Origin of the sequence: Streptomyces sp. NBC_00569 (genome assembly GCF_036345255.1) — a bacterium.
Taxonomy (GTDB): domain Bacteria; phylum Actinomycetota; class Actinomycetes; order Streptomycetales; family Streptomycetaceae; genus Streptomyces.
The window spans coordinates 7024308-7045445 of sequence record NZ_CP107783.1 but is presented as its reverse complement, the minus strand read 5'-3'; the positions used below and the strand labels follow the sequence as shown (position 1 = coordinate 7045445).

Here is a 21138-nt window from a genome sequence, read left to right as displayed (position 1 = left end):
TGTCGGTCGCTTATCTCGCGCTCACTCCGGGGGGTGCCGTTCGGAGTGTCTGTGGGGTGTGTCCAGCCCGTATGGCCCATCGGGGCGGTGTCCGAACCGGTGTTGACGGGGTGTCGGGAGGAGTAGGCTCCGCGCAACGCTTCCCCACCTTGATGAGTCAAAGACGCCGAAGTCTCGGAGGAACGATGCAGTCGACCGCGACGGTCCTGGTCTACAGCGACAACGCAAGCACCCGCGAACAGGTCCGCCTCGCGACCGGGCGCAGGCCCGCCGCCGACGCCCCCGAGGTCGAGTTCGTCGAGTGCGCCACGCTCCCGGCGGTCCTCAAGGAGCTGGAGCACGGCGGTATCGACGTCTGCGTCCTGGACGGCGAGGCCGTCCCCGCGGGCGGCATGGGCGTCTGCCGGCAGATCAAGGACGAGATCTTCCACTGCCCGCCGGTGCTGCTCCTGATGGGCCGCCCGCAGGACGCCTGGCTGGCCACCTGGAGCCGCGCCGAGGCCGCTGTGACGCTGCCGGTCGACCCGGTGGAGTTCGCGGGCGCACTGGCCGCTCTGCTGCGCTCGCGGCGCGCCGTGGAGGCGTAGGGCGCTTCGGTACGCCGACAGGGCGACCCGCAGCGCTGCCGCGGGTCGCCCCTTCCGTGTGTGCTCCGGAGTCAGAAGTCTCACACCTCGGGGCTCAGCCGGGCCGCCTGGACGCCGCTCCGGCCGCCGTCCGTCGCGGCCGCCTGTATGGCGCTGCCCTTCTCCCAGTTCTTCCAGCTGAGGTTCCAGTCGCCGAAGCCGTTGCCGAACGGGTCCATCTGGGCGCCGTTGCTGTTGACGACCTTCACGATGTCGCCGATGCGGACGGTGTTGAAGAACCACGCGGCGTTGCTGGTGCTCATGCCGGTGCATCCGTGGCTGACGTTGGCGTATCCCTGCGAGCCCGCGGACCAGGGGGCGGCGTGCACGTATTCGCCGCTCCACGTCACCCTGGTCGCGTAGTACACGTCCATGTCGTACGAGTCCGACGAGCCCTCGGCGATGCCGATGCTCGTGCTGCGCATCCGTACGAAGCGTTCCTTGCCGAGCACCACCTTGACGCCGTTGCGCGTCTCGAAGCCGGGCTTGCCGGTGGTGATGGGGAGCGTGTTGATCACACGGCCGTTGCGGTAGACCGTCATCTGGTGCGTGGCGGCGTCGGTTATGGCCTCTATTCGGTCACCGATGGTGAGGCGAAGGGGCTTGGAGGTGCCGCCCCAGAGGCGGTCGCCGACCTTGATGCCGTTGAGGGTGCTGTGCGCCTCCACGGTGGCGCCTGCGGGCCAGTACTCCTCGGGGCGGTAGTGCAGCGTCTTGTCGTCCACCCAGGTCCAGGAACCCGCCACGGCGGGCTCCGAGTCGACCTTCAGGGCCCTCTCGACGACGGCCCGCGCGGCCTTGTCCTTGACGGCGGCGCTGAGTACGGCGGTGACGGGCTGTCCGACGCCGTACTTTCCGGCCTCGGGACCGAACGTGACCTTCAGGGACTTGTTCTTGCCCGATTCGTGGCCCGTGTCGAAGGTGAGGACCTTGCGGCCCGGCTCGCCGTCGTCGTCCTCGGTGCTCACGTGCACCGTGTAGTGGGCGTCAGCGGCGAGCGGGGCGGTGCTGTGCCACCTGCTGCCGTCGGCGGAGAGTTCGCCCGCGACATAGCGGCCTATGGAATCGGTGGCGGTGACATCGGTGATGCGTGCTTCGTCGCCCTCCGAGGTGATTTCTATCGGCTTGTTCGGGTCGGTTTTCTTGCTTCCGGACTCCCCGACGAAGCTGATCTCGTTCGCCGCGTCGTACGGCTTGGCGGCGAGCGGGTGACTGGAGCCGCCGCAGCCCGTGACGCTCGCACCGAGTGCGGTCACCAGCAGAGTGCAGCCCATTACCGTGCGAATTCTCGGTGAGTGATTCATGAGCAACACGGTATGAACCCTGGCCGCTCGCGGCGCGTCGATTGGGCCGTACGAGGCACGGCCGGTGCGGGGCACGGGAAAGGGCCCGGACACTCCGTCAGGAGTGTCCGGGCCCTTCGGCGTCTGCCGGGCCCTACTGGGTCCGGTTCTCGCCGCGGTAGTACTCGAAGACCCAGCCCCACAGGCCGATCAGGATGATCGGGGCCGAGAAGTACATCAGCCACCAGCCGAAGACGACGCCCAGGAAACCGAGGGCACCACCGATGGCCAGGGCGAGCGGCTGCCAGCTGTGCGGGCTGAAGAAGCCCACCTCGCCGGCGTCGTCCGCGACATCGGCCTCTTTGTTGTCCTGCGCACCCGTGTCGAGCCGCCGGGCCGTGAAGGCCAGGTAGTAGCCGACCATGATGCACAGGCCGAAGGCCAGGAAGAGCGCCGTGGTTCCGGCAGGCTCCTTCGACCACACGCCGTAGACGATCGCCATGGCGAGCACGAAGACGCTCAGCCAGATGAACATCTTGCCTTGGACCTTCACTTGCCGGCCTCCTTGCCACCGGAGAGAGCGTTGCCCCCGTGGCCGCCGTTCTGGAGCTGGTCCATCGCGGCGATCTCCGGGTGGTGCAGGTCGAACGCCGGCGATTCACTGCGAATGCGCGGCAGGGTGAGGAAGTTGTGCCGCGGCGGCGGGCAGGACGTCGCCCATTCGAGCGAACGGCCGTAGCCCCACGGGTCGTCGACCTCGACCTTCTTGCCGTACTTGGCGGTCTTCCACACGTTGTAGAAGAACGGCAGGATCGACAGACCGAGCAGGAACGAGGAGATCGTCGAGATCGTGTTCAGCGCGGTGAAGCCGTCGGCCGCGAGGTAGTCCGCGTAACGACGCGGCATGCCCTCGACGCCCAGCCAGTGCTGCACCAGGAACGTGCCGTGGAAGCCGATGAACAGCGTCCAGAACGTGATCTTGCCGAGCCGCTCGTCGAGCATCTTGCCCGTGAACTTCGGCCACCAGAAGTGGAATCCGGCGAACATCGCGAAGACCACGGTGCCGAAGACGACGTAGTGGAAGTGCGCGACGACGAAGTACGAGTCCGAGACGTGGAAGTCCAGCGGCGGGGCCGCCAGGATGACGCCGGTCAGACCACCGAAGACGAAGGTGATCAGGAAGCCGATCGTCCAGAGCATCGGTGTCTCGAAGGACAGTGAGCCCTTCCACATCGTGCCGATCCAGTTGAAGAACTTCACGCCTGTCGGTACGGCGATGAGGAACGTCATGAAGGAGAAGAACGGCAACAGCACGCCGCCGGTGACGTACATGTGGTGCGCCCACACGGTCACGGAGAGACCCGCGATCGCGATGGTCGCGCCGATCAGGCCCGAGTAGCCGAACATCGGCTTTCTCGAGAACACCGGGATCACTTCGGAAATGATTCCGAAGAATGGCAACGCGATGATGTACACCTCTGGATGGCCGAAGAACCAGAAGAGGTGTTGCCATAGCAAGGCGCCGCCATTACTGGCGTCGAACACATGGGCACCGAACTTGCGGTCCGCCTCCAGGGCGAACAGCGCGGCGGCCAGGACCGGGAAGGCCAGCAGGACCAGCACACCGGTCAGCAGCACGTTCCACACGAAGATCGGCATACGGAACATCGTCATGCCGGGTGCGCGCATGCAGATGATCGTGGTGATGAAGTTGACCGAGCCGAGGATCGTGCCGAAGCCGGAGAAGGCCAGACCCATGATCCACATGTCGGCGCCGATGCCCGGCGAGCGGACGGCGTCCGAGAGCGGGCTGTAGGCGAACCAGCCGAAGTCGGCCGCACCCTGCGGGGTGAGGAAGCCGCCGACCGCGATGAGCGAGCCGAAGAGGTAGAGCCAGTACGCGAACATGTTCAGCCGCGGGAACGCCACGTCGGGCGCGCCGATCTGCAGCGGCATGATCCAGTTCGCGAATCCGGCGAACAGCGGCGTCGCGAACATCAGCAGCATGATCGTGCCGTGCATCGTGAACGCCTGGTTGAACTGCTCGTTCGACATGATCTGGTTGCCGGGACGAGCGAGTTCGGCGCGCATGAAGAGCGCCATGAGTCCGCCGATGCAGAAGAACGCGAACGACGTGACCAGGTAGAGCGTGCCGATCGTCTTGTGGTCAGTGGTGGTCAGCCACTTGACGACGACATTCCCCGGCTGCTTGCGCCTGACCGGCAGCTCGTTCTCGTACGAGTCGTCAGCTGCGGCGGCACCCTGGGGTTCGTTGAGGATGCTCACAGGTTGTTCGTCTCCCGGTTCTTCTCGTGGCTCGTCTGCGCGATGCCGGACGGGATGTAACCGGTCTGCCCCTTCTTCGCCAGGTCCTTGAGGTGCTGCTGGTAGCGCTCAGGGGAGACGACCTTCACGTTGAACAGCATGCGCGAGTGGTCGACGCCGCAGAGCTCGGCGCACTTGCCCAGGAAGGTGCCCTCCCGGTTGGGGGTCACCTCGAAGGCGTTGGTGTGGCCCGGAATGACGTCCTGCTTCATCAGGAACGGCACCACCCAGAAGTCGTGGATGACGTCGCGCGAGGTGAGGACGAACCGGACCTTCTCGCCCTTGGGGAGCCAGAGGGTGGGGCCGGGGTTCTTCGTCTGCGGGTTCTTCGATGCCGGCGTACCGGCCTCGTAGACGCCGCCGGCGTTCGCCGGGAAGTCCTCGATGAAGCGGTCCGGAATGCCGGCCAGCTCCTTCGAGGTCTTCGCGTCACCCGTGGAGCCGGGCACGTTCTCGATGTAGTTGAAGCCCCAGCTCCACTGATAGCCGACCACGTTGATGGTGTGGGCCGGCTTGTCGGCGAGGCTGAGGAGCTTCGACTCGTCTCGTGCCGTGAAGTAGAAGAGGACCGAGACGATGATGAGCGGTACAACCGTGTACAGCGCCTCTAGCGGCATGTTGTACCGCGTCTGCGTTGGTACCTCGATCTTGGTGCGGCTGCGCCGGTGGAAGATGATGCTCCACAGGATCAGGCCCCAGACAAGGACACCCGTGGCGAGCGCTGCCGCCCACGAGCCCTGCCAGAGGGAGAGGATCCTGGGACCTTCTTCCGTAACCGGGGTCGGCATACCAAGACGAGGGAAGTCCTTGTATGTGCAACCAGTAGCGGTGACCAGGATCAGGCCCGCAGTCAGCACCTGCGGCAGCTTCCGCCGCATCGGGCGCCGCGACGAGCGGTCGGAGCCGTTGGGACTCACGTAGCGCCTTCCCGAGAGTCTCGCCCGCGCTGGTTGGCTACGGCCGTCTCGCTGGTCGCTCGCCGCCCTGGCACACGGGCAGGGGTTTGGATGTTTATGCGGACCAAACCCTACTGGACGCTATTTGGGGTCGCGCGGGGAGGGTGCCTAACGCGCCGCGGGTCACTCAGAAGGGGTGGAACTTGCTGTTCCGGGGGGATCTGACGGGGAATCGGGGGCATGTCCGCCGGGCGCGGGCGGTCCGGCGGGCGCGCGCTCCGGGCAGCGGGCCGGACCGTACTCCGCGCCCCTGGCCCGACGCCTCGCCCACCCGGGGCCTTACCGTTGCGGTGTGTCCTACTTCGACGCTGCCTCCTCCGCTCCCCTGCACCCCGTGGCCCGGCAGGCGCTGCTCGCCTCGCTCGACGAGGGGTGGGCCGACCCCGCCCGGCTCTACCGCGAGGGGAGGCGGGCCCGGCTGCTGCTGGACGCGGCCCGTGAGGCCGCCGCGGACGCCGTGGGCTGCCGCCCGGATGAGCTTGTTTTCACCCCTTCGGGGACGCGCGCCGTGCATGCGGGAATCTCCGGCGCGCTCGCGGGGCGCCGGCGTGTCGGCCGGCACCTGGTGGTTTCCGCGGTCGAGCACTCCTCGGTACTCCATTCGGCTGCCGCGCTGGAGGCGGAGGGCGGTTCGGTGACCGAGGTGGGCGTGGACCGGGCCGGTTCCGTCTCCCCCGGCGCGTACGCCGACGCGCTCAGGGAGGACACGGCGCTCGCCTGTCTCCAGTCCGCCAACCACGAGGTGGGGACGGTGCAGCCGGTGGCCGAGGTCGCCGCGGCGTGCCGGGCCGCCGGGGTGCCCCTGCTCGTGGACGCGGCGCAGTCGCTCGCGTGGGGGCCGGTCGAGGGCGACTGGTCGCTGCTCGCGGGCAGCGCGCACAAGTGGGGCGGCCCGGCGGGCGTAGGGCTGCTCGTCGTGCGCAAGGGGGTGCGGTTCGCGGCCCAAGGCCCGGCCGACGAGCGGGAGTCGGGGCGGGCGGCCGGGTTCGAGAACATTCCGGCCGTCGTGGCGGCGGTGGCCTCACTGCGGGCGGTGCGGGCCGAGGCCGCCGAGGAGGACGCGCGGCTGCGGGAGTTGACGGAGCGGATCCGGGCCCGCGTGCCGGGGCTCGTGCCCGATGTCGAGGTGGTGGGCGACCCGGTGCGGCGGCTGCCGCACGTGGTGACCTTCTCCTGTCTCTATGTCGATGGAGAGACTCTGCTGCACGAGCTGGACCGGGCCGGTTTTTCTGTTTCGTCCGGATCGTCATGCACGAGCAGCACGCTGACGCCGAGCCATGTGCTCAAGGCGATGGGGGTGCTGAGCGAGGGGAACGTACGGGTGTCGCTGCCGCTCGGGACGGCCGGGGACGACGTCGAGCGGTTCCTCGGGGTGCTGCCGGGGACGGTGGCGTCGGTACGGGAGCGGCTGGGGGCGACGGCCGTGACCGCGCCCGCCCCCGCGCCGGCGAGTGCGCCCTCGCTCGTGGTCGACGCGCTCGGCAAGCGGTGCCCGATCCCCGTCATCGAGCTGGCGAAGGTGATCGGGGACGTGCCGGTGGGCGGGACCGTGACCGTGCTCGCCGACGACGAGGCGGCGCGGCTCGACATCCCGGCGTGGTGCGAGATGCGGAGCCAGGAGTACGTCGGGGAGGAGCCGGCGGAGCGCGGTGCCGCCTATGTGGTCCGCCGGCTCTCCTGACGGGACTACTTCAGGTACTGCTGGACCTCGGCCGCGGCCTCGTGGCCGTACGCCTTGGTGAAGCGGTCCATGAAGTGGCCGCGGCGCAGCTGGTACTCCTGCGTGCCGAGGGTCTCGATGACCAGCGTGGCGAGCATGCAGCCGACCTGGGCGGCGCGCTCGTGGCCGACGCCCCAGGCCAGGCCGGACAGGAAGCCCGCGCGGAAGGCGTCGCCGACGCCGGTCGGGTCGACCTTGGCCTCCTCCTCGGCGCAGCCGACCTCGATCGGGTCCTCGCCGGCGCTCTCGATGCGGACGCCGCGCGAGCCGAGGGTCGTGACGCGGTGGCCGACCTTGCCGAGGATCTCCTCGTCGGTCCAGCCGGTCTTGCTCTCGATGAGGCCCTTCTCGTACTCGTTCGAGAAGAGGTACGTCGCGCCGTCCAGGAGCGTGCGGATCTCGTCGCCGTTCATCCGGGCGATCTGCTGCGAGAAGTCCGCGGCGAACGGGATGGAGCGCGAGCGGCACTCCTCCGTGTGGCGGAGCATGCCCTCCGGGTCGTCCGCGCCGATCAGCACCAGATCGAGGCCGCCGACGCGCTCGGCGACGGACTGCAGCTCGATGAGGCGGGCCTCGCTCATGGCGCCCGTGTAGAAGGAGCCGATCTGGTTGTGGTCGGCGTCCGTGGTGCAGACGAAGCGGGCCGTGTGCAGGACCTCGGAGATGCGGACGGAGTCGGTGTCCACGCCGTGCCGGTCGAGCCAGGCGCGGTACTCGTCGAAGTCGGAGCCCGCGGCGCCGACCAGGATCGGGTCCGTGCCCAGCTGCCCCATGCCGAACGCGATGTTCGCGCCGACACCGCCCCGGCGGACGTCGAGGTTGTCGACGAGGAAGGAGAGGGAGACCGTGTGCAGCTGATCCGCGACCAGCTGGTCGGCGAAGCGGCCGGGGAAGGTCATGAGGTGGTCGGTGGCGATGGAGCCGGTGACTGCGATACGCACGGCGTGGTCACGTCTTCCTGAGCGGAGGGGGTTGACGCTTTACGCTACCGGGTCGCGTCCGTCCGACTGAAGAGGCAAAATTACCCGATAGTAGGTCTTTCTTCGCATGGTCGGACCCGCATAGCGTTTCTTTATGACGAACCTCAAGGTCCGCACCGCGTCCGCGCCGCTCGACCTGGAAGGCGGCCTCGCGTCCCTGCGCGGCGACTGCGCCCGAATGGCCCCGCACTGGACGGCCTCCGCCAAGGACAAGCAGACTCCCGTCGCCCCCTCCCTCCCTCACGGCGTCGTCGTGCCCTCCAAGTCCGCGCGGCTCATCGACTCGATGTCCGACTACGGGGACTAGAGAGGCCCCCGCGCGGGCCCTGGGGAGCGAGGAGGGAACCGCGCGCTCCCCCGCCGCGTCCCATCGCTGTCCCCCGTACAGGGGATACGGCGTACGACGCGGCAGAGAAGGAGCGATGCGGTGAGCACCGAGCAGACGCAGGATCGACACCGGGGGCGGTCCCCGCTGGCCGTCGCCTCGGTCGCGGCAGCGGTACTCCTCGTCGGTGGCGGTGGCGCGTATTTCGCGGCGACCTCGGCCGGCGGCGACGGCCGAGGCGGGAGTCCGGCGGCCGGCGACGACTCCACTCCCCCGCCACTGGCCCTGGACGGCTACCGCGAGGGCGGCACGGGCTCCACCTCGGGAATCGCGCCGGGCGAGCCCGACCCGAACGGCACCCGTTACCGGGCCGACGGCAAACTCCCCACGGGCCCCGGCGACGCCCCCGTCTACCGGAGCGAGGGCAAGGTGACCGCGGCCGATGTCGCCGCGCTCGCCAGGACGCTCGACGCGCAGGGCACCCCGCGCCTGGAGAACGGCGCCTGGAAGGTGGGTCCGGCGAAGGACGGCTCGGGCCCCTCGCTCCAGGTGACCGAGCGGGCTCCCGGCGCCTGGACGTACGCGCGCTACGCACCGTCCGCGGGCCACAAGTGCGCGAGCCCCGCCCGGTGCACCGAGGCGCCGGGGAACGGCAGCACCGGGGACGCCGTGAGTGAGGACGCCGCGAAGAAGGCGGCCGCTCCGGTGTTCAAGACGCTCGGCCAGGACGACGCGAAGATCGACGCGCGCCAACTGATGGGCGCGATACGGGTGGTGAACGCGGAGCCCCGCGTCGGCAACCTGCCCACGTACGGCTGGACCACGGGCGTACAGGTCGGCCCGGACGGTCAAGTGGTCGGCGGCAGCGGCCAGTTGAAGAAGCCGGTCAAGGGTGACACGTACCCCGTGATCAGTGCGCAGAAGACGCTCGATCTCCTCAACTCCGCGGCGGTCGGGGCCGGCCGCGTCGGTATCGGAGGCTGTGCGAGCCCGGTGCCGGTGAAGGAGCGGGACGAGGCGCCGTGCAAGGCGCCGACCAAGCTGCCCGCGGCGGAGCCCGTCCATGTCACCGGGGCCACGTTCGGCCTCGCGGCGCAGTTCACGCAGGGGCGGCAGATCCTCGTACCGTCGTGGCTGTTCCAGGTGAGGCCGCAGGGCGGGCAGGCGGCGTTCACGGTGACGCATCCCGCGGTGGACCCGAAGTTCCTGACGTCGCCGCACGCGCCGGGGCCGACCGACAAGCCGAGCCCGCGGCCCAGTGTCAGGCCCGGCGCCCCGGGGACCGACACCCGCGACGTGCGCCCCGACAGTTACACGGTGGACGGGCGGACGCTGACGGCGCACTTCACGGGCGGCGTGTGCAGCACCTACACGGCCACCGCGACGGAGCGGGACGGCAAGGTCGCCCTGAAGGTCACGGAGACGCGGAAGAAGGGCACGGTCTGCATCGCGATGGCGAAGTTCTACACGCTGCCGGTGACGCTGGACGAGCCGCTCGACGGCCGGAAGGTCGTGGACTCCGGGGACAGGGCGGTGCCGCACGCGGACGGCAAGCGGGGGCTCGAGCCGGCGCCGCAGAGCTGACCCGCGACGAAACACGAAGCGGCGGTTCCCCTTCGAGGGGGAACCGCCGCTTCGTTCAGGTACAGGCTCAGGCTCAGCTGAACGAGTCGCCGCAGGCGCAGGAGCCCGTGGCGTTCGGGTTGTCGATCGTGAAGCCCTGCTTCTCGATGGTGTCGACGAAGTCGACGGAGGCGCCGCCCAGGTACGGGGCGCTCATGCGGTCGGTGACGACCTTGACGCCACCGAAGTCCTTCACGACGTCCCCGTCGAGGGAGCGCTCGTCGAAGAAGAGCTGGTAACGCAGGCCGGAGCAGCCTCCGGGCTGTACGGCGACGCGCAGCGCCAGGTCGTCGCGCCCTTCCTGGTCAAGGAGGGCCTTGACCTTGGCCGCGGCGGCGTCGGACAGGAGGATGCCGTCGCTCACGGTGGTGGTCTCGTCCGATACGGACATCTGCTTCTCTCCAGGGTTGTACGGAGACTGCTTGCCGACGTTCCAACCGGCGGGGCCGCGGTTTCATTCCGGCCCTGGCGCTCGTGTTTCGCCTTTCGGCGAGTTCGGCTTCCTTGCCCTTTCATGCTCGCACACCCCGCGCGCGGGGGGCACGGGCCGGTCCGCGCGGATTGCGTCACATCGACACGATGGCCATCGTCATTCTGACGTGAAGCAGTTATGATAGATAGCGTCATTTCGACGAGAAGCCTCGCCGCACGAATGTCATAACAAGAAAGGGTGCGTGACGTGACCACGGCCCAGACCCCCGTTGACCTGGATGTTCAGCCGACTCCGCTGGCCCTCCTGCTGCTCGGCCGCGAGGCCGACCCGAGGAGCGAGCGCGGTGTGGAGTGCCCTGGAGACCTGCCCTCCCCGTCCGACCCGGACCTGGTGGAGCGCGCCCGCGCGGCCAAGGAGAAGCTCGGGGACAAGGTCTTCGTTCTCGGCCACCACTACCAGCGCGACGAGGTCATCCAGTTCGCGGACGTCACCGGCGACTCCTTCAAGCTCGCCCGCGACGCGGCCGCCCGGCCCGAGGCCGAGTACATCGTCTTCTGCGGTGTGCACTTCATGGCCGAGTCCGCCGACATCCTCACCGGCGACGACCAGAAGGTGGTCCTGCCCGACCTGGCCGCCGGGTGCTCCATGGCCGACATGGCCACCGCCGAGCAGGTCGCCGAGTGCTGGGACGTGCTGACCGAGGCCGGCATCGCCGAGCAGGTCGTGCCCGTCTCGTACATGAACTCCTCCGCGGACATCAAGGCGTTCACCGGCAAGCACGGCGGCACGATCTGCACCTCGTCGAACGCGAAGAGGGCCCTCGACTGGGCCTTCGAGCAGGGCGAGAAGGTGCTCTTCCTGCCGGACCAGCACCTCGGGCGCAACACCGCCGTGCGGGACATGGGGATGTCCCTGGAGGACTGCGTCCTGTACAACCCGCACAAGCCGAACGGCGGCCTGACCGCCGAGGAGCTGCGGAACGCGAAGATGATCCTGTGGCGCGGGCACTGCTCGGTGCACGGGCGCTTCTCGATCGACTCGGTCAACGACGTCCGCGAGCGGATCCCCGGCGTACGGGTCCTGGTACACCCCGAGTGCAAGCACGAGGTCGTCGCCGCGGCGGACGAGGTCGGCTCGACGGAGTACATCATCAAGGCCCTCGACGCGGCCCCTGCCGGGTCGAAGTGGGCGATCGGCACCGAGCTCAACCTGGTGCGGCGCCTAGCCAACGCGCACCCCGACAAGGAGATCGTCTTCCTCGACAAGACGGTCTGCTTCTGCTCGACGATGAACCGCATCGACCTGCCGCATCTGGTGTGGACCCTGGAGTCCCTGGCCGAGGGCAACCTGGTCAACCGGATCGAGGTCGACCGCGAGACCGAGCAGTTCGCGAAGCAGGCGCTGGAGCGGATGCTGGCGCTGCCGTAGGCGCGAAGGCCGCACCAAGCCCGGAGCCCGGGTCCCACCTTCATGTGGGACCCGGGCTCCGGGCTTGGTGCCGAAAGGGTCAGACGCCCGCCGGCTCCGGCTCGCCGGACTCGGATTCCGAGGCCTCCGGCTCGGCCGTCACCCCGGCCTTCCTCGCCCGCTTCGCCTCGCGCTTCTTGCGGCGCCGCTCCTTGCGGAGCTCCAGCATCGCGTAGAGCGTCGGGACGAGGAGGAGCGTCAGGAGCGTCGACGTGATCAGACCGCCGATCACCACCACCGCGAGCGGCTGGGCGATGAAGCCGCCCTCGCCGGTGACGCCGAGCGCCATCGGGAGCAGGGCGAAGATCGTCGCCAGGGCCGTCATGAGGATCGGGCGCAGACGGTGGCGGCCGCCCTCGATGACCGCCTCGATCGTGCCGTAGCCCTCCTTGCGGTACTGGTTGATCAGGTCGATCAGGACGATCGCGTTGGTGACCACGATGCCGATGAGCATCAGCATGCCGATCATCGCCGGGACACCCATCGGGGTGCCGGTGGCGATGAGCAGGCCGATCGCACCGGTCGCCGCGAACGGGATCGAGACCAGCAGGATCAGCGGCTGCGCCAGCGAGCGGAACGTGGCGACCAGGAGCATGAACACGATCGCGATCGCGGCCAGCATCGCGAGGCCGAGGTTCTTGAACGCGTCGTCCTGGTCGGACGTGACGCCGCCGATCGTGGCCTTCGCGCCCGCGGGCAGCTTCAGCGCGTTGATCTTCGTCTGGAGGTCGGCGCTGACCGCGCCGGTGTTGTCACCGGTCGGCCTGGCCGTGATCGTCGCGGCGCGGGCGCCGTCGATCCGGGTCATGGAGACCGGCCCGTCGACCAGCTTCACCGTGGCGATGTCGCCGAGCTTCAGACCGCGGGGGCCCATCGGGAGCTTCTTGAGCTCGTCCATGGTCGTGGCGGGCTTCGCCGACTTCACGACGACGTCGCGCTCGGTGTCGTCGAGGATCGCCTTGCCGCTGGTCGTACCGCGCACGGCCTGGCCGACGGCCGCGCCGAGCGTGGTGTCGTTGAACCCGGCGGCCGCGGCCTTGGAGTTGGCCCTGACCGAGATGCGCGGGACCGACTGCGACAGGTCGCTGGTGACGTCCGTGACGCCGTCGAGCTCGGCGACCTCGTCGCGGACCTCGTCGGCCGCCTTGCGCAGGACCTGGCCGTCGGCCGCCTTCACCACGACGCTCAGGTCCTGGCTGCCGAAGCCGTCACCGGCCGCGATGGTGGTCCGGCCGATCCCGGAGAGCTCACCGAGACCCTTCTCGATGCGGTCCTGGGTCTTCTCGTACGACGCCTTGTCCTTCAGCGTCACCTGGTACGAGGCCTGGTTGCTGTCGGTGCCGCCGCCGAAGGCCGCCATGAAGCCGGACGAGCCGATCGTGACCTGGTAGTCCTTGACCGTGTCGATGCCGGAGAGCAGCTTCTCGATCTTCTTCGCCGACGCGTCGGTCGCCGCCAGGCTGGTGCCCGGCTTGAGCTCCTGCTTGATGGACAGGACTTCCTGCTCGCCCTGGTCGAAGAAGTTCGTCTTCAGCATGGGGGCCATGCCGAACGTACCGACCAGGACCACGACCGCGATGAGGACGCTCGTGAGGCGGCGACGGGTCGCGAAGCGCAGGACGGGGACGTAGATCCGCTGGAGCCAGGACCGCGCCTCCTTCTCCTCCGCCTTGCGGCGCGCCTCCTCCGGGTCGACGCCCTTGATCGCCTTGGGCGGCCGCAGGAACCAGTACGACAGGACCGGGACGACGGTGAGCGAGACGATCAGCGAGGCCAGCAGCGCCGCCGTGACCGTCAGCGAGAACGAGCCGAACAGCTCGCCGACCATGCCGCCCACCAGGCCGATGGGCAGGAAGACGGCGACGGTGGTCAGGGTGGACGACGTGACGGCGCCCGCGACCTCGCGGACCGCCTTGAGGATCGCCTCCTGGCGCTCCTCGCCGTAGCCGAGGTGCCGCTTGATGTTCTCCAGGACGACGATGGAGTCGTCCACGACCCGCCCGATCGCGATGGTCAGCGCACCGAGCGTGAGCATGTTGAGCGAGAGGTCGCGGGTCCACAGGACGATCAGGGCCAGGACGACCGAGAGCGGGATCGAGACCGCGGTGACCAGGGTCGAGCGGATCGACGCCAGGAACACCAGGATGACGAGGACGGCGAAGAGGAGACCGAGCGCGCCCTCCGTAGTCAGGCCGTCGATGGACTTGGAGACCGCGGGGCCCTGGTCGCTGACGACCGTGAGCTTCGCGCCGGTGCCGAGGTCCTTGCGCAGGTCGGGGAGCTTGTCCTTGACCGCGTCGGAGATGGCGACCGCGCTGCCGTCGTGGTCCATGGTGACCATGACCGCGAGGCTGGGCCTGCCGTCGGTGCGGGTGATCGAGTCGGCCTTCGCGGGACGCTGCGCGACCTCGGCGACGTCACCGAGGCGTACGGGCTTCCTGACGCCCTCGCCGGTGACCATCAGGTCCTCGATCTGCTTCAGGGAGGTGAAGCCGCCGCCGACCTGGACGGTGCGGTTGCTGCCGCCCTCGTCGAAGGAGCCGGCGGGCAGGGTCGCGCCGCCCGCCTGGAGGGACTGGCCGAGCGCGGCCTGGCTGATGCCCGCCGCGGCGAGCTTCTTGTCGTCGGGGGTGACGGTGACCTGGAGGTCGCGCACACCGTCGACGGTGACCTGGCCGACGCCGTCGATGTCCTTGAGGGACGGGACGACGGTCCTGTCGAGCTGGTCGGCGAGCGCCTGCTGGTCCTTGTCGGACGTGACGGCGAGGACGACGGTCGGTATGTCGTCCGTGGAGCCCGCGATGACCTGCGGGTCGACGTCGTCGGGGAGCTGGGCGCGGGCCCGGTTCACGGCCTGCTGGACATCGGCGACGAGCTGCTTGGAGCCGTTGCCGTAGTCGAACTGGGCCATGATCACGGCGTTGCCCTCGCTCGCCGTGGAGGTGATGCCGGTGATGCCGTCGACCGCCTCGATGGTCGACTCGAGCGGCTCGATGACCTGCTTCTCGACCACGTCGGGAGACGCGCCCTGATACGGGGCCAGGACGGACACCATGGGCAGTTCGATGGAGGGCAGCAGCTGCTGCTTGAGCTGGGGGATCGCGATGGCGCCGAAGACGATCGCGATGATCGACATCAGCCCGATCAGGGCCCGTTGAGCGAGGCTGAATCTCGACAGCCAGGACATGGTGTGGGTCTCTCTCTGTGGCAAGCGCGGCAGGAGGAGGCCCCGGATGTCCGGGGGACACGGATGCGTCCGAAGACACGTGCGGGGCCCCCTACACCCTCAGTCATGCGCGAGGGTGGATCCGTCGCTCCCAGGTCCCGTTCTTATGCGCCGCATACTGCGCCCGTAGTACGCGGAGACCCCGGCTCACTCCACCCTTGGACGGACCAGGCCCGATTCGTACGCGATTACTACGAGTTGGGCACGGTCCCGCGCGCCGAGCTTGGCCATGGCGCGGTTCACGTGGGTCTTGACGGTGAGCGGGCTGACCTGGAGGCGCTCCGCGATCTCGTCGTTCGAGTGGCCTCCGGCGACCTGGACGAGCACCTCGCGCTCGCGGGTGGTCAGCGCGGCGAGACGTTCGCCGTGGGCGCCGCCGGGGCGCGCGCCGTCCTCCCAGTCGCCGTACCCCTCGCCCTGGGCGAGGAACTTGGCGATCAGGCCCTTGGTCGCGACCGGCGACAGGAGCGCCTCGCCCGCGGCGGCGATCCGCACGGCGCCGAGGAGCTCCTCGGGTTCGGCGCCCTTGCCGAGGAAGCCGGAGGCGCCCGCGCGCAGCGACTGGACGACGTACTCGTCGACCTCGAACGTCGTGAGCATCACGACGCGTACGTGTGCCAGTTCGGGGTCGGCGCTGATCAGGCGGGTCGCGGCGAGTCCGTCGGTGCCGGGCATCCGGATGTCCATCAGGACGACGTCGGCCTTCTCGGACTTGGCGAGGCTGACCGCCTCCGCGCCGTTCGAGGCCTCGCCGACGACGAGCATGTCGGGTTCGGAGTCCACGAGGACGCGGAAGGCGCTGCGCAGCAGTGCCTGGTCGTCGGCGAGCAGTACCCGGATGGTCATCCAGCGTCCCCTGTGTCCGTGGCGAGGCCGGCGGTGGCGCGGGCCTGGACGGGCAGGATCGCATGGACGCGGAACCCGCCCCCGTAGCGCGGTCCCGCCGAGCAGCTGCCGCCGATCGCGGCGACGCGCTCGCGCATGCCGAGGAGGCCGTGGCCGCCGCTGTCGGGCGAGGGCTGCTCGGTGCCGGGCCCGTTGTCGAGGATCGTGACCTCGATGTTCGGGCCTACGCGCACGACGCTGACCTCGGCCTTGGCCTGCGCGCCCGCGTGCTTCTGCACATTGGTCAGGGCCTCCTGGATGATGCGGTAGGCCGCCAGGTCGACGGCGGCCTGCAGGCCGGTGGCCCGGTCGGCGCAGGCGACCTCGACGGGCAGGCCGGCGTTGCGGAACGTGCCGACGAGGTCTTCGAGGCGGTCGAGTCCCGGCGCCGGTTCGGTGGGCGCCTCGGGGTCGCCGGACTGCCTCAGCAGGCCCACGGTGGCGCGGAGTTCGTTGAGCGCGGAGCGGCTCGCCTCGCGCACGTGCGACAGGGCCTCCTTGGCCTGGTCGGGGCGCTTGTCCATGACGTGCGAGGCGACGCCCGCCTGGACGTTGACCAGAGCGATGTGGTGCGCGACGACGTCGTGCAGGTCGCGGGCGATGCGCAGGCGCTCCTCGGCGACCCGGCGCCGGGCCTCCTCCTCCCGGGTGCGCTCGGCCCGCTCGGCCCGCTCGCGGATCGCGTCGACGAACGCGCGCCGGCTGCGCACGGCGTCCCCGGCCGCGGCGGCCATGCCGGTCCAGGCGAAGACGCCGAGGTTCTCCTGCGCGTACCAGGGCAGCGGGCCCGCCAGCATGGCGGCGCCGGTGAGGACGGCCATGGTGGCGAGGCCGACGCGCCACGTGGTGGGGCGGTCGGTGGTCGCGGCGACGGTGTAGAGCGCGACGACGGCGCTCATCGCGACGGGCGCGCGGGGGTCGCCGGTGACGAGTTCGGCCAGGGTGACGGCGGAGGTGGCCGCGAGGACCGCCATGGGGGCGCGGCGGCGCAGGACGAGGGCGGCCGCGCCGAGCACCATGAGGACGACGCTGAGGACCTGGGGGCTGCGGGTGCCCCACATGGGGGTGCCGTCGCGGCCGCCGTTCGGGTCGACGAAAGAGGCGGCGATCATGCAGAGCAGCACCGCTGCCGCGAGGGCCGCGTCCATGGCCCGGGGGTGGGTCCTGGCCCAGCGTACGAAGGGGGTCACCGGCGTCACGGTATCGCCCCCTCGTCCGTGCGCGGCAGGCCCGTCCATCAGCGGTGCGCGCGACGGGCCGCGTACCGCGGGCAGCGGCTCAGCCAGGGATCAGACCGTCGCCGCTGAGCAACTCCCGGACCTCTTCCAGGGTGGCGTCCGGGGACGGAAGAATAAGTTCCGAAGGTTCGAGTGACGCGTCGGGCAGCGGGGTGCCGAGGGAGCGGACCGTTTCGAGCAGAGCGTTGAGCGTGCGGCGGAAACCGGGGCCGTCCCCGTTCTCCATCTCGGCCAGGAGCTCGTTGTCGAGCTTGTTGAGCTCGGTGAAGTGGCTGTCGGCCAGCTCCACCTGCCCCTCCCCCATGATCCGTACGATCATGACGCCCTCCTCGGCGTGGGACTACTGCTTGTCGAAGCGCGGGGTGTCCTGCGGCGTCTGGGTCGGGGACTGCTGGCCCTGACCGCCCTCGATGGCCTGCTGCGAGGAGGAGGAGCCGCCCGACAGTTCGGCCTTCATCCGCTGGAGTTCCAGCTCTACATCCGTACCACCGGAGAGGCGGTCCAGCTCGCTCTGGATGTCGTCCTTGGCGAGGCCGGACTGGTCGTCGAGGGCGCCGGAGGCAAGCAGCTCGTCGATCGCGCCGGCCCGGGCCTGGAGCTGCGCCGTCTTGTCCTCGGCGCGCTGGATGGCCATGCCCACGTCGCCCATCTCCTCGGAGATGCCGGAGAAGGCCTCTCCGATCCGGGTCTGCGCCTGGGCCGCGGTGTACGTCGCCTTGATCGTCTCCTTCTTCGTACGGAAGGCGTCGACCTTGGCCTGGAGGCGCTGCGCCGCGAGGGTGAGCTTCTCCTCCTCGCCCTGGAGGGTCTGGTGCTGCGTCTCCAGGTCGGTGACCTGCTGCTGGAGGGCTGCCCGGCGCGAGAGCGCCTCACGGGCCAGGTCCTCGCGGCCGAGCGCGAGCGCCTTGCGGCCCTGGTCCTCCAGCTTGGACGACTGGTTCTGGAGCTGGTTCAGCTGCAGCTCCAGACGCTTGCGCGAGGTCGCCACGTCGGCGACGCCGCGGCGCACCTTCTGGAGCAGCTCCAGCTGCTTCTGGTACGAGTAATCGAGGGTCTCGCGCGGGTCCTCGGCCCGGTCAAGGGCCTTGTTCGCCTTCGCGCGGAAGATCATCCCCATACGCTTCATGACACCGCTCATGGGCTTCGCGCGCCCCCTTCTGACAGATCCAGCAGACGTCCAGCACCAGCACTGCGACAGAACCCACAGTACGGGTCCTGCCTCTATTACCGCACTGTTCAGGTGCGGATGCGCTCATCCCCAAGGACGACTGCGTCCGGTCCCGCTCCGGCGCAGGGAGTAGGTGTCCCCCTGGGGTGGCCGGTTCGACGAGCACGCGGTGCAGCTGCCGGGAACGCTCAGCAACACTGACGCAGGGTGTTGCCGGATCGTTCCCCACTCGCCTCTGGTCCATGCGCGCGCACCACGTACCCTTGGTCTTTGTGTTCCGTAGCCGATCCAAGGACGAGAAGGCCCCGGCCGCCAAGGCACCGGTGACCAACTCCACGCAGCCCCGTGACCCGCAGGCCCCCAAGGGCCGCCCCACGCCCAAGCGCAGCCAGGCCCAGACCCAGCGCCGCAGCGTGGCCAATACGCCGACGACCCGCAAGGAGGCGTCGAAGCGGCAGCGCGACGAGCGCCGCACCGCGATGGAGAGGCAGCGCCAGGCGCTCGCCAGCGGTGACGAGCGTTATCTTCCCGCCCGCGACAAGGGTCCGGTGCGAAAGTTCGCGCGCGACTTCGTCGACTCGCGTTTCTGCATCGCCGAGTTCTTCCTGCCCCTGGCGGTGGTCATCCTCGTGATGACCATGATCCGGATCCCGAGCCTGCAGAACATCGCGCTGCTGCTCTGGCTCATCGTGATCGTGCTGATCGTGCTCGACTCGGTCGTGACGGCGTTCCGCCTGAAGAAGCGCCTGGCCGAGAAGTTCCCGAACGAGCCGAAGAAGGGCGCCGTCGCGTACGCCCTGATGCGCACGCTCCAGATGCGCCGGCTCCGTCTGCCCAAGCCCCAGGTCAAGCGCGGAGAGCGGCCCTGAGCACGGAGGCCTTCTCCGGCGGCGCCGCGGCGTCCTGGCTCGGCAAGCTGAGCGGTCTGCGCAATTCCGTACGCCAGGAGCTCGTGGCCCGGCAGCTCGACGAGCAGCTGGCCGCGCGCTACCCCGTCGGTCAGCGGCTGCGGATCCTCGACGTCGGGATGGGCCGGGGCACGCAGGCCCTGCGCCTCGCGCGCGGCGGACATCAGGTGACCGGGGTCGAGCAGGATCCCGGGATGGTCGCCGCCGCGCGTGCCGCGCTCGCCGAGGAGCCCGAGGGCATCCGCGGCCGGGTGCGCCTCGTGGAGGGTGACGGCCGTGAGACCGGGGTGCACTTCCTGCCCGGCAGCTTCGACGTGGTCCTGTGCCACGGGGTCCTGATGTACGTCGAGGATCCCGACGCGCTGCTCGCGGGCCTGGCACGGATGCTGGCCCCCGGCGGCCTGCTCTCGCTCCTCGTGCGCAACGGTGACGCGCTCGCCATGCGGCCCGGCCTCGCCGGGGACTGGCAGGCGGCGCTCGGCTCCTTCGACACGCTCTCGTACCGCAACCGGCTCGGGCTCGACGTCCGGGCCGACCGGCTCGACACGCTGACCGCGACGCTGGCCGGGATCGGGGCTCCGCTGCACGCCTGGTACGGGGTGCGGGTCTTCACGGACACCGCGGGGGACGACGCGCCCGTGCCGCCGCCCGGCGAGTTCCACACGCTGCTCGCGGCGGAGGAGCGGGCGGGCCGCACGGAGCCGTACCGCCGGGTGGCGGCGCTGCTGCACCTGTGCGGCGTGCGGGGCTGAGGGCCCCGGAGCGCCCCCTGTTCGGCGGCCCACCACAGGCAGGAACAACAGGACGACAGCGACAATCCGGGCATGGATGCTTTCCGTGCCCGTTCCCGCCGTCTCACCGGATCCCGTACCCGTACCCAAGGCGGCCGCGTTCCGCGCATCGCGCTGCCGCTGACCGCCGTCGTCTGCTCGGCGGCCCTGGCCGGCGGCTGCTCCGGCTCCGGCTCCGGCCCGGCCGACTCGCCGTCGCAGACGTCCGGCACGACGCGGCAGGCCGCGCTCGCCTCCGGCGACCAGCTGCAGGCCGACTACCAGAAGGTGATCAAGGACGTCCTGCCGTCGGTCGTCCAGATCCAGGCCTCGTCCGATCTCGGCTCCGGGATCGTCTACGACGACAAAGGGCACATCGTCACGAACGCGCACGTGGTCGGCAACGAGAAGCAGTTCAAGGTCACCACGTCCAACAGCGAGACCGAGCTGACCGCGACGCTCGTCTACGCCTACCCTGCCCAGGACCTCGCCGTCATCAAGCTGGACAAGGTGCCCGAGCGGCTCAGGGCGGCCCGGTTCGCCGACTCGCCCAAGGTCGAGGTCGGGCAGATCACCCTGGCGATGGGCTCACCGCTCGGCCTGTCCTCCAGCGTCACGGAGGGCATCGTCTCGGCGACCGGCCGGACCGTGAGCGAGGTCCGTGAGGGCGGCGGGACCGGCGCCACCATCGGGAACATGGTGCAGACGTCCGCGGCGATCAACCCGGGCAACAGCGGCGGCGCCCTCGTCGGTCTCGACGGACAGGTCATCGGCATCCCGACACTCGCCGCGGTGGACCCCGGCATCAGCGGCGGCGCGGCGCCCGGCATCGGGTTCGCCATCCCCTCGTCCATGGTCACCACGGTCGCCGACCAGGTCATCAAGAACGGCAGGGTCACGGACTCGGGGCGGGCGGCGCTCGGCATCACGGGCCGTACGGTCCTCGGCAGCTCCTACAGACCGGACGGCGTCGCCGTGGTGGACGTCGACGACGGCGGGGCCGCGCAGAAGGCCGGGATCCGGTCCGGGGACGTCATCACCGAGTTCGGCGGCACCGGCATCACCTCGATGACGTCGCTCGCGGAGGAACTCGCCCCCCACAAGCCCGGCGACAAGGTCTCGGTGACGTACACGAGGAACGGGGCCGAGAAGACGGTCGAGGTCACCCTCGGCGAGATCTAGCAAGGACTCGCCGGGAGCGAGAG

Annotated in this window: 19 protein-coding genes; 8 read left to right on the top strand and 11 right to left on the bottom strand. The window is 69.8% G+C overall.

Features of this window, described 5'->3' with window-relative positions:
• The first annotated feature begins 185 nt into the window (after positions 1 to 185).
• On the top strand, positions 186 to 587 hold the full coding sequence (locus tag OHO83_RS31635; RefSeq protein ID WP_266669736.1) for a hypothetical protein: 402 nt from the start codon (positions 186 to 188) through the stop codon (positions 585 to 587).
• Positions 588 to 667: 80 nt separating this feature from the next.
• On the opposite strand, the gene OHO83_RS31630 is transcribed toward OHO83_RS31635, so the two are convergent.
• The 4 genes from OHO83_RS31630 to ctaC form a co-directional block, all read right to left on the bottom strand.
• Positions 668 to 1930 carry a L,D-transpeptidase gene (locus tag OHO83_RS31630; protein ID WP_266669738.1) on the bottom strand — a complete coding sequence of 421 codons (1263 nt, stop codon included), beginning with the start codon at positions 1928 to 1930 and terminating at the stop codon, positions 668 to 670.
• A 133-nt stretch (positions 1931 to 2063) separates the two neighbouring features.
• Complete coding sequence (locus OHO83_RS31625; protein WP_266669740.1) at positions 2064 to 2462, bottom strand: cytochrome c oxidase subunit 4; 399 nt, start codon at positions 2460 to 2462, stop codon at positions 2064 to 2066.
• On the bottom strand, positions 2459 to 4195 hold the full coding sequence (gene ctaD / locus OHO83_RS31620) for an aa3-type cytochrome oxidase subunit I (protein ID WP_116502518.1): 1737 nt from the start codon (positions 4193 to 4195) through the stop codon (positions 2459 to 2461). Before ctaD ends, OHO83_RS31625 begins: the two co-directional genes overlap by 4 nt.
• Entirely contained in the window at positions 4192 to 5151 is a 960-nt protein-coding gene (ctaC, locus tag OHO83_RS31615; RefSeq protein WP_266669742.1) for an aa3-type cytochrome oxidase subunit II, read from the bottom strand. The genes ctaD and ctaC overlap by 4 nt, the downstream gene beginning before the upstream one ends.
• 331 nt (positions 5152 to 5482) lie before the next feature.
• Here ctaC and OHO83_RS31610 point away from each other — a divergent pair, with 331 nt between their 5' ends.
• Positions 5483 to 6871: a cysteine desulfurase/sulfurtransferase TusA family protein gene (locus OHO83_RS31610; RefSeq protein WP_266669744.1), complete on the top strand. Its 1389-nt coding sequence runs from the start codon at positions 5483 to 5485 to the stop codon at positions 6869 to 6871.
• 5 nt (positions 6872 to 6876) lie between these two features.
• Here OHO83_RS31610 and OHO83_RS31605 read toward each other — a convergent pair whose 3' ends face one another.
• On the bottom strand, positions 6877 to 7851 hold the full coding sequence (locus tag OHO83_RS31605; protein WP_266669746.1) for a carbohydrate kinase family protein: 975 nt from the start codon (positions 7849 to 7851) through the stop codon (positions 6877 to 6879).
• Between the two features lie 133 nt (positions 7852 to 7984).
• Here OHO83_RS31605 and OHO83_RS31600 point away from each other — a divergent pair, with 133 nt between their 5' ends.
• Positions 7985 to 8197, top strand: a complete 213-nt coding sequence (locus tag OHO83_RS31600; protein WP_266669748.1) for a hypothetical protein — start codon at positions 7985 to 7987, stop codon at positions 8195 to 8197.
• Positions 8198 to 8317: 120 nt separating this feature from the next.
• Complete coding sequence (locus tag OHO83_RS31595; RefSeq protein WP_330280077.1) at positions 8318 to 9799, top strand: hypothetical protein; 1482 nt, start codon at positions 8318 to 8320, stop codon at positions 9797 to 9799.
• Positions 9800 to 9872: 73 nt separating this feature from the next.
• On the opposite strand, the gene OHO83_RS31590 is transcribed toward OHO83_RS31595, so the two are convergent.
• Entirely contained in the window at positions 9873 to 10229 is a 357-nt protein-coding gene (locus OHO83_RS31590) for an iron-sulfur cluster assembly accessory protein (RefSeq protein ID WP_100592151.1), read from the bottom strand.
• Between the two features lie 279 nt (positions 10230 to 10508).
• Here OHO83_RS31590 and nadA point away from each other — a divergent pair, with 279 nt between their 5' ends.
• Positions 10509 to 11699, top strand: a complete 1191-nt coding sequence (gene nadA, locus OHO83_RS31585; RefSeq protein WP_266669752.1) for a quinolinate synthase NadA — start codon at positions 10509 to 10511, stop codon at positions 11697 to 11699.
• A gap of 79 nt (positions 11700 to 11778) precedes the next feature.
• On the opposite strand, the gene OHO83_RS31580 is transcribed toward nadA, so the two are convergent.
• The 5 genes from OHO83_RS31580 to OHO83_RS31560 form a co-directional block, all read right to left on the bottom strand.
• Complete coding sequence (locus OHO83_RS31580; RefSeq protein WP_266669754.1) at positions 11779 to 14925, bottom strand: efflux RND transporter permease subunit; 3147 nt, start codon at positions 14923 to 14925, stop codon at positions 11779 to 11781.
• Between the two features lie 186 nt (positions 14926 to 15111).
• On the bottom strand, positions 15112 to 15810 hold the full coding sequence (locus OHO83_RS31575) for a response regulator (RefSeq protein WP_266669756.1): 699 nt from the start codon (positions 15808 to 15810) through the stop codon (positions 15112 to 15114).
• Positions 15807 to 17039 carry a sensor histidine kinase gene (locus OHO83_RS31570; protein ID WP_443066067.1) on the bottom strand — a complete coding sequence of 411 codons (1233 nt, stop codon included), beginning with the start codon at positions 17037 to 17039 and terminating at the stop codon, positions 15807 to 15809. The genes OHO83_RS31575 and OHO83_RS31570 overlap by 4 nt, the downstream gene beginning before the upstream one ends.
• An 88-nt stretch (positions 17040 to 17127) precedes the next feature.
• Complete coding sequence (gene pspAA, locus OHO83_RS31565) at positions 17128 to 17406, bottom strand: PspA-associated protein PspAA (protein WP_266669758.1); 279 nt, start codon at positions 17404 to 17406, stop codon at positions 17128 to 17130.
• Positions 17407 to 17427: 21 nt separating this feature from the next.
• On the bottom strand, positions 17428 to 18225 hold the full coding sequence (locus OHO83_RS31560) for a PspA/IM30 family protein (protein ID WP_266669760.1): 798 nt from the start codon (positions 18223 to 18225) through the stop codon (positions 17428 to 17430).
• Positions 18226 to 18497: 272 nt separating this feature from the next.
• On the opposite strand from OHO83_RS31560, the gene OHO83_RS31555 reads away from it, so the two are divergent.
• From OHO83_RS31555 to OHO83_RS31545, 3 genes are all read left to right on the top strand, one after another.
• Positions 18498 to 19124 (top strand): DUF3043 domain-containing protein, encoded by a 627-nt coding sequence (locus tag OHO83_RS31555; RefSeq protein ID WP_266669762.1) that lies wholly within the window; start codon positions 18498 to 18500, stop codon positions 19122 to 19124.
• Positions 19125 to 19207: 83 nt separating this feature from the next.
• On the top strand, positions 19208 to 19915 hold the full coding sequence (locus OHO83_RS31550; protein ID WP_330280076.1) for a class I SAM-dependent methyltransferase: 708 nt from the start codon (positions 19208 to 19210) through the stop codon (positions 19913 to 19915).
• 159 nt (positions 19916 to 20074) lie between these two features.
• Positions 20075 to 21115, top strand: a complete 1041-nt coding sequence (locus OHO83_RS31545) for a S1C family serine protease (RefSeq protein WP_405638376.1) — start codon at positions 20075 to 20077, stop codon at positions 21113 to 21115.
• The last annotated feature ends 23 nt before the right edge of the window (positions 21116 to 21138 follow it).